Annotated in this window: 8 protein-coding genes; all 8 read left to right on the top strand. The window is 72.5% G+C overall.

Annotation, left to right across the window (positions count from 1 at the left end):
- The first annotated feature begins 215 nt into the window (after positions 1–215).
- A complete protein-coding gene (locus tag F0L68_RS09150; protein WP_306463148.1) occupies positions 216–1,754 on the top strand; it encodes a DUF2397 domain-containing protein in 1,539 nt (512 codons plus the stop codon).
- Positions 1,755–1,890: 136 nt separating this feature from the next.
- Entirely contained in the window at positions 1,891–3,111 is a 1,221-nt protein-coding gene (locus F0L68_RS09145; RefSeq protein WP_149849057.1) for a TIGR02678 family protein, read from the top strand.
- Positions 3,108–7,277 (top strand): TIGR02680 family protein, encoded by a 4,170-nt coding sequence (locus tag F0L68_RS09140; RefSeq protein ID WP_149849056.1) that lies wholly within the window; start codon positions 3,108–3,110, stop codon positions 7,275–7,277. Before F0L68_RS09145 ends, F0L68_RS09140 begins: the two co-directional genes overlap by 4 nt.
- A 76-nt stretch (positions 7,278–7,353) precedes the next feature.
- On the top strand, positions 7,354–7,854 hold the full coding sequence (locus F0L68_RS09135; RefSeq protein ID WP_149849055.1) for a SigE family RNA polymerase sigma factor: 501 nt from the start codon (positions 7,354–7,356) through the stop codon (positions 7,852–7,854).
- A complete protein-coding gene (locus F0L68_RS09130; RefSeq protein ID WP_149849054.1) occupies positions 7,851–8,858 on the top strand; it encodes a hypothetical protein in 1,008 nt (335 codons plus the stop codon). Before F0L68_RS09135 ends, F0L68_RS09130 begins: the two co-directional genes overlap by 4 nt.
- 294 nt (positions 8,859–9,152) lie before the next feature.
- The gene (locus F0L68_RS09125) at positions 9,153–10,559 is read left to right on the top strand and encodes a M14 family zinc carboxypeptidase (RefSeq protein ID WP_149849053.1); all 1,407 of its coding nucleotides are present in this window, start codon (positions 9,153–9,155) and stop codon (positions 10,557–10,559) included.
- Positions 10,560–10,790: 231 nt separating this feature from the next.
- Positions 10,791–11,708 (top strand): hypothetical protein, encoded by a 918-nt coding sequence (locus F0L68_RS09120; RefSeq protein WP_149849052.1) that lies wholly within the window; start codon positions 10,791–10,793, stop codon positions 11,706–11,708.
- Complete coding sequence (locus F0L68_RS09115) at positions 11,708–12,169, top strand: Imm10 family immunity protein (protein WP_149849051.1); 462 nt, start codon at positions 11,708–11,710, stop codon at positions 12,167–12,169. Before F0L68_RS09120 ends, F0L68_RS09115 begins: the two co-directional genes overlap by 1 nt.
- Positions 12,170–12,178: the final 9 nt, after the last annotated feature.

Genomic DNA, 12,178 nt, shown 5'->3' with positions numbered 1-12,178 from the left:
TACCGTCCCGGGTGTCCCCCAATGGTGTGAGGGCCGAGCTGGCGCGGTATCTCGAGCGCCGCGCCACCCCCTGACCGGTGAAACGGCAGCGTGACGGCGGTTACCCGGTCGGTGGCCAGTTAGGGTGGCCGACCGTGGAGTCGGTGCGGGACAGCCAGGGGTCAGCTGACGCGGCCGTGTCCGGTCCCCGTCAGGGGGTCGGCGACGACGGCGACGTGGTGGAGGCGCAGCAGCGCCGACTGAAGCTCTACGCCTACCTGGACGCCCGCGACCACCACCGCACCTACCTGGCCGTCATGCGGCTGTTCACCTCGACGCTGCTCGCCGACCTGTCCGCTGGCGAGGTCGCCGGCGCGCTGGCCGGGGCCGAGCGGGAGGGCCGGGTCGAGCAGGGCGAGTCGCGCATCGAGAACGTGATCGCGCGGCTGCGGCAGCTCGTCGAGTGGGGCAACCTCGTGCAGGGCCGCCGCGAGGTGGTGGCCGCGAGCATCGCCGAGTTCCAGCACGGCAGCGTCCGCTACCAGGTGAGCAAGCTCGCGGTGCGGGTGCAGCGGGACGTGGACGAGCTGCTGCGGGTGCCGGAGGGCGCCCGCGAGGTGTCCAGGGAGCTGCTGCCGGCCGTGGAGCGGGGGCTGCGGCAGCTCGGCTCGTCGCTGTCCGAGGCGCTGCTCGCGGAGCGGCACGGGCCAAGTTCGACCGGGGCGCGCCGGGCAGGCGAGGCGCTGGCCGAGCAGGTCACCACGCTGTTCCTGCAACACGCCGAGCTGGCCGCGACCGTGCGCGACTTCTACGCGTACCTCGGCCAGGTGGTGACCCGCAACCACCTCGCGCCGGACGAGATCTCCGGGTTCCGCAACCTGCTGGTCGAGTACATCCAGCGGGTGGTCGAGGACGTGCTGCGGCACACGCCGGCCATCGCCGACGCGCTGGCCGGGCTCGCCAGGGCCCGCGTCGAGCTGCTGCGGCTGCTCGATCCGACCGACCGGCTCGGCGGCGAGGTGGAGCGGGCCAGGGGCCGCTCGGCGGCGGACTGGCAGGAGCTGACCGACTGGTTCGTGGACCGGCCCGGCCGGCCAAGCCAGGTGACGGCGCTGCGCGAGGCGACGGCCAGGGCCATCGGGTCGCTGCTGGCGAGCGTAAAGCGGGCCACCTCGGGCGGCGGGCTGCTGCCCGGCAGGCGCGCCGAGCTGCTGAAGCTGGCCGCCTGGTTCGACGCGAGCGCGCAGGCCGACGCGCACGAGCTGTACGCGGCGACATTCGGGCTCTACTCGGCGCGGCACCTGCTGCCCGCGCCGGAGCACGACGGCGACGACGAGCGCACGCCGTGGCGGGACGGGCCGATGCGGGACGTCACGGTGAGCGTCCGCAGCCGGGGCGACCGGGGCGCGCGGGGCCGCACCTCGCGGATCATGGACGACCCGATGACCGAGCAGTCGCTGCTGGCCGAGGCGCGCGAGGTGGACGAGCGGCGAGCCGCGGCGATCAACGAGCTGAGCGGGGCGGCGTCGAGCCTGGCCGAGACCACGCTGTCGCAGGACGCGCTCGGCGTGCTGTGCGAGCTGCTGACCATGGCGATGGCGCAGCGGGAGCGGGCCGACGACACGGGCTCGGCCGCCGACCCGGTGCGCGGCCTGCGGGTGACGGTGCGCCACGCGGCCGGCAGCGCGACCAGGATCACCACCAGCGGCGGCACGCTGACGCTGCACGACTCGACGCTGGCCCTGGACCACGAGGGGCAGGACGCCCCGTCATGACGGCCCACGACAACCGGCGCAGCACGACCCGACGGGCGCACACGCTTAACCACCGCGGTCAGCAGGGCTCGCCGACACGACACCACCCCGCACCAACATCAGCACCACGCCACGACCGTCTGGAGGGCTCGCCGGCATGAAGGTCCTCGACGAGCTGTCCGACATCGACGCGGCGAACGTGGTGCGCTGCGCGCGCACGCTGCTGCGCAGGCCGCTGTTGCGCGCCGACGGCCAGGACGGCGAGCTGCTGCCGCTGGTGTACCGGCACCGGTTCGCGCTCCAGGACCTGTTCGCCGGGCTGCTCGGCTACCGGTTGGTGGTGGAGCGCCGGTTCGCGCGCCTGTACAAGGCGGGGCCCGGCGCGGACAGCACGCGCGGCGTCGCCGGCCTGTCCCCGCGCGGGTACGCCTACCTGGCGTTGACCATGGCGGTGCTGACCGGGGCCGGCCGCCAGGTGCTGTTGTCCAGGCTGGTGGCCGATGTCAGGGCCGCGGCGGCCGAGGCCGGCATCGACGTGGTGGACGACACCGCGGACCGGCGGGCGCTGACGGCGGCGCTGCGGCACCTGGTCGGGCTCGGCGTGCTCACCGAGACGGAGGGCACGGTCGGCACCGCGGGCCAGGAGGTGCAGGCGGAGGCGCTGATCACCATCGACACGGACCTGCTCGGCCAACTGCTGGCCGGCCCGGTCGCCGAGGCGGCGGACCCGGCGCGGCTGGTGGCGCTCGCGGCCCGGCCAGGGCCGCGCGGGGTCGAGCACGCGGTGCGGCGGCGGCTGGTCGAGGGCCCGGTGGTGCACTACGCGGACCTGCCGGCCGACCAGGCGGAGTGGTTGCGCCGCAACCAGAGGCGCGAGTCGGCGCTGTTGGAGCAGTGCTTCGGGCTGTACACGGAGAGCCGGCTGGAGGGCGTGCTCGCCAGCGACCCCGAGGACTACCTGACCGATCTCTACTTCCCCGGCACCAGCACCGCGGCGCGGATCGCCCTGTTGGCGCTGCCGACGCTGCTGGCAGACTGCGGCGAGGACGCCGAGGCACAGGACACGGCGGACGGCAGGCGGCCGGTGCCGTTGGCCCGGATCCGCGAGGTCTGCGGCCAGCTGGTCGAGGACTACCCGGCGGCGTGGTCCCGGCAGGTCACCGAGGACGTCGACCGGCTGGTCGAGGACGTGACCGGCCTGTTGGAGCGGATGGGCCTCGCGGTGCCGGACCCGGCCGACCCCGGCGGTTGGCTGTTGAGCCCGGCCGCGCACCGCTGGGTGCCGGAGCCCGACGGCGATCCGGAGCGCGAGGCGCCCCCGGCCCCGCAGGCGCCGCCGAGTTGGTCCCTGTTCGACGACGAGGAAGGTGACGCGTGACTACCGGATCGACCAGTGCCGTGGAGAGTGGGCCGACGCGGGACAGGTGGCGGCTGCATCGAGGCGGCATCGTCAACATCTGGCAGTACGCCGAGCAGACCTTCGACTTCTCCGGCGGTCGGGCGATCTTCCAGGGCACCAACGGTTCCGGGAAGTCGCGCACGCTGGAGCTGCTGCTGCCGTTGTGCCTCGACGGCGACCTGCGGCAGCTGGGCTCCAAGGGTTTCGACACGGTCAGCATCCGGCGGCTGATGCTGGACGACTACGACGGCGGCCCGAACCGGATCGGCTACGCGTGGGTGGAGTTGCGCCGCGTCGCCGACAGCGGCGAAACGGAGTACCTCACCTGCGGTCTCGGGGTGAAGGCGTCCAAGACCTCGCAGCAGATCACCGACTCGTGGCGGTTCGTGACCCCGGCCAGGGTCGGCGTCGACGTCGCGCTGATCGGCGCGGACCGGGTGCCGCTCGGGCCAGCGCACCTGCGCGAGGCCATCGGCGCGGACTGCATGTTCGAGGACGCCGCGTTCCGCGCCACGATCGCCGAGACGGTGTACGGCGTGCCAGCTGCCCGCTACGGCGACCTGCTGCACCTCCAGCGGACGCTGCGCAACCCGGACGTCGGCCTGAAAGTCCTTGAGGGCCAACTGGAACAGATCCTCTCCGACGCGCTGCCGCCGCTGGACGCCGTCATGGTGGAGCAGCTGGCCACCTCCTTCGACGACCTGGAGTCGATCAGGGAGAACATCACCAGGCTGTCCTCGGCCGACACCGCGCTGCGGACGTTCCTGCGCACCTACTCGGACTACGCCTTCGGCGGCCTGCGCGCCGCAGAGGAACGGCTGCGCTCCGCCGAGGACGCGGTGCGGAAGTTCCGCAGGGACAGCGGAAAACTCGCCGCGCAGCTGGAGCAGAGCCGGACCGGCCGGACCGAGGCCGAGCAAACCCAGGCGGAGCTGGAGATCGGCGAGCAGCGCGCCGAGGAGCTGATCGCCGCGCTCAAGGACGCCCCTGCCTACCGGGACCTTCAGGACCTCCAGGGCCACGAGAAGCTGGTCGCGGCCAAGCGCGCGGCCGCCGAGGCGGCACTGGAGGTGGCCAGCAAGCAGCGGGCGCAGGAGGACGGCGCGGTCGACGGCGTGCTCCGGCTGCTGCGCAGGCTCGCCGACGACCTGTCCGCCACCGAGGAGTTGGCCGAGCCGCTCCGCGGCCAGCTCCGCGCGGCCGGCCTGGACGAGACCCGTTGTCCCGCCGTGCCAACGGCACCGGCCGGCACCGCGGACGTGGTCAGCGAGCGGGTCAGGGCGAAGCCCGATCCCGAGGCGGAGCCGCTGCCCATCGAACGCCGCGTGCCGCCGTCCGTGCACACCGACGACCTCGCCGCGACCCTGCGCGCGGCCCGCGACGCGACCACGGAACTCGCCTCGACGGCGCGGCAGCGCGGCGCGCTGACCCTGGCGCTGCACCAGCAGGCCAGCGATCTGGACCACCAGCACCAGCACGTGGACAACCTCGGTCGGTCGGTGCGCGAGGCGCGGCTGGCCGCGACCGACGCTGCTGGCGTGCGCGACCAGGCCGACCAGGAGTTCGCCGGGACGGCCAGGTCCTGGCTCGGCCAGGTCGACGCCTGGCGCGAGGCCGGCCCGCTCGCCGCCACCCAACCGCACGATTCCCTCGTCCTGCCAACGGCGACGGACCTCGGCGCGGACCCGGCGACGGCCCGCGCGCTCACCAACTCCGCCCGCCAGTGGAGCGCCCCGCTGGTCCAGGCCGCCCGCGACGCCGCCCACCGCAGCACCACTCGCCGCGCGGACCTGCGCGACCGGATCAACGCGCACGACAAGGAACTCGCGGCGCTCCGCTCCGGCCAGGAACGCACCCCCGAGCGCGCCCGGCACGCCGAGGCCACCAGAAACGCCGCCACCGGTTCCCCCTTCTACCGCCTGGTCGACTTCGCCGACGGCCTGGCCGAGGCGGACCGGGCGGGCCTTGAGGCGGCGCTCCAGGCCAGCGGCCTGCTGGACGCCTGGGTGACCGCTACCGGCGACGTCACGGCCGCCGACCTCCCCGACGTCTTCGCGACCCCCCGGCCTCCCGTGGCGGGCCGATCCCTTGCCGCGGCGCTGGTCCCCGCGCCGGAACCGGGCAGCCCGGTGTCCACGGACACGGTGGCCGCGCTCCTCGCCGGCATCGCCCTGACCGACGATTCAACCAAGCTCGACAGCTCGCCAGACTCCACAGTGGACAGTGCACTGTCCCTCTCCCCCAACGGACGTTGGCGCGCCGGCCCGCTCACCGGGTCGTGGTCCAAGCCGGCGGCCGAGTTCATCGGCGCAGGCGCGCGCGAGGCGGCTCGATCCCGCCGCATCGCCGCCCTGGAGGAGGAACTCTCCGATCTGCGCGGCGACCTGAGCCGCGCCGAGGAAGAGCTGTCGGTCAGCCGCGACCGGGTGGCCGAGTGGGAACGGCACCTTGAGTCCTTCCCCGGCGACGGCGAGCTGATCGCCAAGCACAGCAGGGCACAGGCCGCCAAGGAGTCTGCCGACCGCGCCGAGCAACGAGCGCGGGAGCTCCTCGCCGAGCAGGAAACCGCGCAGCAGCGCTGGGAAGCGGCCCGCGCCGACCTGGTCCGCCAGGCGGGCGAGGCGGGCCTGCCCGTGGAGACCGAGCCGCTCCGCCAGGCCCAGCAGTCCTCGGCCGAGGCGCAGCGCAGCGCCGACCGGCTCGGCGACGCCCTGTCCCGGCAGTGCCTCGGCACGGTGGACGACCTCGTCGACACCATGCACCGCTACCACGCGGCCGTGGCCGACCGGCAGGCCGCCGAGCGCGAGGCGGACGACCGCTGCGTCGAGTACGGCACGCAGGCGAGCACCCTGGCCGAGCTGTCCGAGGCCGTCGGCGGTGAGGCCAAGGAGATCGCCGCGCAACTGCACCAGCAGGAGGACACTCGGCGTCGAATGCGCGCCGACCTCAAGGGCCTGCGCGAAAAGGTGGCCGAACTCCGCGAGCAGGCCGCGAAGCTGGACGCGCTGCTCGGCACCACCCAGGAACAGCTCGCGACCGCCACCACCGACGCCGACCGCGCCGCCGAGGTGTTTCGGGCGACCGCGGCCGCGCCGGGCGTGTTGGCCGCCGCACTCCCCGACACCGAGCTCCCCACCGACGACGTGGACGGCGTGCGGGCCGCGATCGCCGAGGCGGGCGACCGTCGCGGCGCTGGCGAGGGCACGGTGATCACCAAGCTCCAGGCGCTCCAGACCTCGTTGGCCGGCAGCCACGACATCGCGGCGGAACAACACCTCGGCCTGCTCACCGTCACGGTCACCGGCGAGGAGGGCGCGCGGCCGGTCGCGGTCGCGGCGCAGCAGGTCGCCGCCAAGCTCGGCGAGCAGCGCGGCTTCCTTGACGAGCAGTACCAACGAATCTTCGCCGACTACCTGATCCGCGACCTCGCCGAGTGGCTGCGCGGCCAGATCGCGGTCGCCGAGGACCTGTGCACCCGCATGAACGAGGTCCTCAACAGCGCGCAGTCCAGCCAGGGCGTGCACGTCGAGCTGGAGTGGAAGCCGTCGGCGGCGCTCGACGAGGAAACCCGACAGGCACTCGCCCTCGTCCGGATGCCCTACGCCAGCCGGACCCCGGAACAGGACGCGACGCTGCGCCGCGTCTTCACCGAACGCATCGAGGCCGAGCGGGACACGCACTCCAGCGGCTACGCCGAAATCCTGTCCAGGGCGCTGGACTACCGCACCTGGCACTCGTTCACCGTCCGCGTCGGCGACACCGGCCCGGACGGCAACCCCAGGGTGCGCCGGCTGCGCCAGCTGTCCTCCGGCGAGACCCGGCTGGTCTCCTACGTGACCCTGTTCGCCGCGGCGGCCTCCTTCTACGACGCGGTCAGCAGCGCTTCCGAGTCCTTCAACCCGCTCCGCCTGGTTCTGCTTGACGAGGCGTTCGAGCGCCTGGACGACCCCACCATCGCCCGCATGCTCGGCCTCCTCGTCGACCTGGACATGGACTGGGTGATCACCTGGCCGAGCGGCTGGGGCGTGTCGGACAAGATCCCGAGGATGCACATCTTCGACGTCCTGCGCCCCAAGAACGGCCGAGGCGTCGCCTGCACCCAGACGACCTGGGACGGCGCCGCCCTCGACCGAGTGGATCCCTGACCGCTCCCCGAGCCAGGCGCGAAAAGAAAACCGCCAACCGTGCCACAACACACCAGGCTGCGGGTGTTTGTAGGAAGTGGAGTACGAGGAGTTCTGCCGTGAGCAACTCGCCGGGTTGGTTCGGTTCGCCGCCGCGCTGACCGGGGACACCGAGCTTGCCCAGGATCTGGTGCAGGACGCACTGATCCGCGCCTATCCCCGCTGGCCCAAGGTGTCCCGCCTGGACCGGCCCGACCTGTACCTCCGCAAGATGGTGGTCAACGGGCACCTGTCCTGGCTGCGGCGCTGGTACCAGCGGTCGGTGCGGTCGAGCCATGACCTGATCGAGGCCGCGCACCCGGTCGCCGCCGACCCGGCGGCGCGCATCGCCGACGCCGGCCACCTCGCCGAGCTGCTCAGCGGGCTGAGCCGACGCCAGCAGGCGGCGATCGTGTTGCGGTACTTCGAGGATCGGGACGACGCCGAGATCGCGCAGGTCCTCGGCTGCGGGCAGGCGACCGTGCGCAGCCATGTCTCACGCGGGCTCTCCGCGCTCCGGATCCGGGCGAAGGCCGAACGAGCGGAGGCTTCATCATGACCGACCACGACTTGCTGCGTGCCGCCCTGACCGAGCGCGCGTCACGCGCGCCGGACCCGGAAGTGGTGCTGGCCAACACAACCATCGGCATCCGAAGGGCGCGGTCCCGACGCAGGGCGACCGCGGTGGCCGGCACGGTCGCCATCGCCACCGCCGCGATCGCCGCCGGCGTGATGGTCCTGGACCGGCAGGGCCCGACCCAGTCGGCTCACCAGGTCCAGCCCGCGACCGCGCCGACCCAGCAGTCGTCGACCGCGCGGCAGGCCTCGCCGGGCCAACAGCTGCCGACAAAGCCGAGCGTCAGCGCCACGCTGCCGTTCACCTTCACCGCCCCGGCCGGCTTCCGGTGGGACAACTGGAGCGTGACCCCCTCGGCTTCGATGGTGGACCTCCGCAACGGCACCAGCCAGGTCAACGCGCTGCTCACGCCGACAGCTCCCCGGCAGGGCGGCCATCAGGGGAACGCGCAGCCGACGACCGTGCGCGGCAGCCAGGCAGAGCTCCGCCAGCTGACGCCGGCGTCAGGCGGACCGGTGACCGTACAGCTGGTCTGGCAACCCGCGCCGGGCACGTGGATCACGGTGACCTCGTCCTCGGCAGAGCTGGCCAGGTCCGTCGCGGACTCCATCACCCTGACGCCGTCGGACCCGCCAGAGGCGGGCGCGGTGGCCAGCCTGCCGGCGGGCCTCGCCGTGTCCTACTGGGGTCGCGGCAACGCTGGCATGACCACGGTGATGATCGGCCCGGACGAGTTCGCCGACAAGACGATGTGCGCGACCCTGAACTTCCGGTCAGGCACGGCCCCGAACGAGGTCACCACCTCCGGCCAGGGCCAGCGGGCCCCGCTCAGCGCGCCGGACGCGGACGGCGTTCGGCACACCCCGGACGGGCGCATCCTGGTGCGCCAGCTCGACCAGAACCACTGGGCGCAGGCGTCGCTCGGCACCTCGGCGGTCACCGCGGCCCAGCTACGCGACATCATCCTGGCCGCGTCCGCGCACTGAGCCACCACACCCACCGAACCACCACACACTGCCGGCCACCGGGCACCAGCCCGGTGGCCGGCAGCGCGCTGTCCGCCGCCAGTGGCCGTCCCACCGCACCGGGGTCCGCCGTCACCCGCCCCAGCGAAACAAGTCAGACACACCACCCACAACACCCATATGTACCAGCAAAATCCGACCCTATGCACAAGGCTTATGTGCCTGAGGGCAACTACCGACGTACGGAGGGTTATGGACCGGTTATCGCGCGACTAGTTTCCGGTCTCACCCTGCTGCTTTGTCGGAAGGAATCCCATGCCCACGAAACGCCGAAGGGGCGCGTTCACGACGGTCCTCGCGGCCGTCGCCGCCAGCGCGCTTCTCCTGCTGCAACAGACGGGTGCCCAGTCCACCCCAACGGCGCAGCCGGCCGCCAGGTCCGCGTCGGCCAACTACGTGTACCGCGTGCCGAACGCGTCGGGCGCGGCGCAGCAACTGTTCGCCGCCGGCTTCGACGTGCTCGAACAGCGCCAGGGCGCGGACCTGTTCGTGCTCGGCCCCAGCGCGGCCGGGGATCGCCTGCGGCAGAAGGGTTTCAGCCCGACCGTCGAGAAGGTGCTGCCCGCGCCGGCGTGGACCCCGCCCGCTCCGAGGTCCGACAACACCAAGCGGCGCCCTGCCGACGTGACCGAGACCTACTACGGCGGCTACCACACCGTGAACGCGCAGTACGCGCACCTGGACCAGGTCGCGTCGCAGCACCCCGACCTGGCCACCAACGTCACCTATGGCCAGTCGTGGCTACAGTCCCAGGGCCAGGCCGGCTACGACCTGCGGGCCATCTGCATCACCAAGAAGCAGTCGGGTGACTGCGCGCAGAGCCCGAACTCGGCCAAGCCCAGGTTCTTCCTGATGAGCCAGATCCACGCGCGCGAGATCACCACCGGCGACGTGTCGTGGCGCTGGATCGACTACCTGGTCAACGGCTACGGCAGCGACAGCGCCGTCACCAACCTGCTCGACACCACCGAGATGTGGGTCGTGCCGGTCGCAAACCCGGACGGCGTCGACATCGTGCAGCAGGGCGGCGACTCGCCGAACCTGCAACGCAAGAACGCCGACTACACCCACGGCAGCAACTGCGACTTCAGCGGCCAGACCGGCGTCGACCTGAACCGCAACGCTGGCACGCACTGGGACACCACCGGCATCTCGCACGACGCGTGCAGCGAGGTCTACGACGGCCCGAAGGCCGACTCCGAGGTGGAGAACAGCTCGCTCGAGGCCCTGTTCCGCCATCTCTACCCGGCGACGCGCGGCACCGGCAACTCCGCGCCCGCCCCGGTGACCACCAAGGGCGTCATGATCACCATGCACAGCGACGCCAGCATGGTGCTGTTCCCGTGGAACTACAACTACGCCGTGCACACCGGCAACGACACCGCACTGCGCGCGATGGCCCGCGACATGGGCGGCATCACCGGCTACCAGTACGGCCAGGCCGGCGAGATCCTCTACAACGCCTCCGGCGGCACCGACGACTGGACCTACGACAAGCTCGGCGTCGCGAGCTTCACCATCGAGGTCGGCGACAACACCGGCCAGGGCTGCGACGGCTTCCTGCCGTCCTACTCCTGCCAGGACAGCCTGTTCTGGCCGAAGATGCAGCCCGCCCTCCTCTACGCGGCCCAGCACGCCGCCTCTCCCTACACGACCAGGTAGCCGCACAACCGTTGTGGGGCCACGCGCCGGCACCCTGCCCGGCGCGTGGCCCCACGACGCGTCCGCCCAGTTTCGGTCGCCAGGCTCGTCGGCCGGGACCGGCCAGGTCTCTTGCGCGAGGCCACACTTCCGCCGTCCGGCGCCCTGCCCAAGGGCGGACACTGGACCGTCTCCGCAACCGCCTCGTCGTCCGCGACGAGGATCCTTGCCGACGACGGACTGGAACCGCGCATGCCACCCAAGGGTCAACACAGTCAGGGCACCAGGTTCGCGCCGTACAACCTGCGGACTCGGCCGCCCGGTCCGCCGCCGCAGCACCAGCCGATGGGACCGGCCGCCCCGCCGCAGCACCCGCCCGCGGGCCAGCCCGCCCCGCAGCACCCGCCGTTCGGCCAGGGCGGGCCGTCCAACTCGCCGTTCGGCCAGGGTGGGCCCTCGCAGCAGCACTCCGGGTTCGGCCATGGCGGGCCGTCCCAACCCGTGCCGGTGAGTCAGACGGCCTTGGCCCTGAACTCCTCGATGACGGGGCTGCAACCGCACGTTCAGAACGCGACCACCCTGACGTCGAGCGTCGCCAACCACGTCGGGCCCACCTCACAGCAGGTCGCCACCGTGCCGAGCACCACGAAGCCACCACTGGGTTCCGTCGCCCCCGCCCCGCAGTCCGGGAAGGACCCGTACTTCCACTCGACGCCACCGGCGAGCCTGCCCTCGCCCGATGCCCCGAACCGCGTGCCAGGTGCCCCCAAGGGCCAGCTCGGGGACTACTTCTCCACCAAGCACCACGACCAGCAGCAGATGGACCGGCCACCCACGCCGACCCACTACGCGAACAGCGCGCTCTACGACCAGCAGGGCAACAAGATCAGCAATGACGGCTACTGGCAGAGCGGAGCCCAGACCGCGGCCGAGAAGGCGATGCCCTTCCCCAACGGCATGAACGCCTCACACACCGAGCACCGCATCATGCGCGCACCGGAGTACGCGAACCTCGGCCCAGGACAGACACTGCGCGTCGACGGCATCTATCCGCCGTGCCCCAACTGCTCGAAAGCCATGCAGGACAAGGCGACAGCGAGTGGCGGCAAGGTGCGGTACACCTGGGTGGACCAGACGACGGGCGAACCGAAGAAGTGGGAGACGCAGTGATGGGCGACCGAGAAGCGGCCGACCCGAACGGCCCGGCCAGGTGCGCGCGAGCCGTGGCGGCCAGCTCGCCGGATGACGCCCTCGCGTTCGTCGCGTTCGCCGAGACGGCGGATGGTGACGGGTGGGGCATTGTCATCCAGGCCACGCGCGGCGAGTTCACCGAGCAGGACCGCAGGCTCGGCATGGACACCTACAGCGTGAGCAACGAACACGGCGCCAGCGTGTACGGCGGGGTGCGCGCCTGCGCGGTGGACGGGGACGTGCTGCGGTTGGCGCTCACGCGGGACGCGGCCGAGCAGCTGGGCGTCGAGCAGGACGTCGAGATCCAGCTGCCGGCCGGTGCCGGCGCGGCTGCTCGGCTGCGTGCGGAGCTCGCCGTGGTGCTGACCAGGAGCCGCGCCGAGGAGATCCCGCAGCTGGACCTGCCGCCCCTCCACCCTCCGATCAGCGGAACGCTCTGACCCGGTTCG

It is taken from the genome of Solihabitans fulvus, assembly GCF_008386585.1.
In the GTDB taxonomy this organism is placed as follows: domain Bacteria; phylum Actinomycetota; class Actinomycetes; order Mycobacteriales; family Pseudonocardiaceae; genus Solihabitans; species Solihabitans fulvus.
This window is presented reverse-complemented; position numbering and strand designations above follow the sequence as displayed.